Here is an 802-nt window from a genome sequence, read left to right as displayed (position 1 = left end):
GCGTTTTAGCCCATTCAGCGTCGCCTCAAAGCCATGTTCTCCCAACCGGCGGCGGATATTTTCCACTGTTTGGGGCCGACAGTTGAAGGCTTCGGCGATCAACTGGTCTGTCCAGTTCGGCCCTTCGGCATCTGCCTTTAGCAAAATCTGCGCACGACGAACCTTTTGGCTGCTACCGTTCAACCGTTTGATGACTTCGTGCAGTTCACTCTTCTCTGATTCACTCAATCGGACGATGTATCGTTTTTGCATAAAGCCCTCGTTCGCTTTATCCCAATCTCCCCCATTACAGCAATTCTCATTATGGAAGTCATTCTTGCTCAAGCGACAATTTGAATGCTTGAAAGCCTCATTCTACCGTTTTTGGATTTGGCCTAAACCGCATTTTAAAGCCGGTTTTTAGTACAAATGTTTTAAAATGAGAATTGCTGCCCCCATTACAACACTCTTGACAACCCTCATTCTTAGTCCTGACGATGCACTAGGAGGCTGGGAGTCCCGTAATTTTGCCTATTAGCTGTTGCAAAGCTTGCTGTTCTAGCGGAATAATCGTACCCAACTTTCTCAAAATCAAGCTGGACTGCACCGTCATTACGATTGGCTTGATCACAGAAGGTTTTAGTAAGCCTGCTTGCTGCCAATTGTGCACAACCAGATTATCCGAATAAGCTATGGCGCGAGTCTGACTGGTAACTGCTATTAGTATAGACCTCCTGCATAATAGATTTCATGGTAGCCTGATAGGCTTTGGTTCACTGTTGCCCGCATAGGCCGATGAACTACGAAAACACCCAAACCCTCA

General features: G+C 46.5%; 1 protein-coding gene. It reads right to left on the bottom strand.

Annotated elements, in window-relative coordinates; all coding sequences use genetic code 11:
- On the bottom strand, positions 1 to 252 hold a 252-nt coding region (locus CKL79_RS22670; RefSeq protein ID WP_170944003.1), incomplete at its 3' end, for a helix-turn-helix domain-containing protein.
- Positions 253 to 802: the final 550 nt, after the last annotated feature.

The sequence above is a fragment of the Leptolyngbya sp. BC1307 genome, assembly GCF_002286735.1.
Classification (GTDB): Bacteria; Cyanobacteriota; Cyanobacteriia; order Phormidesmidales; family Phormidesmidaceae; genus Phormidesmis.
This window is presented reverse-complemented; position numbering and strand designations above follow the sequence as displayed.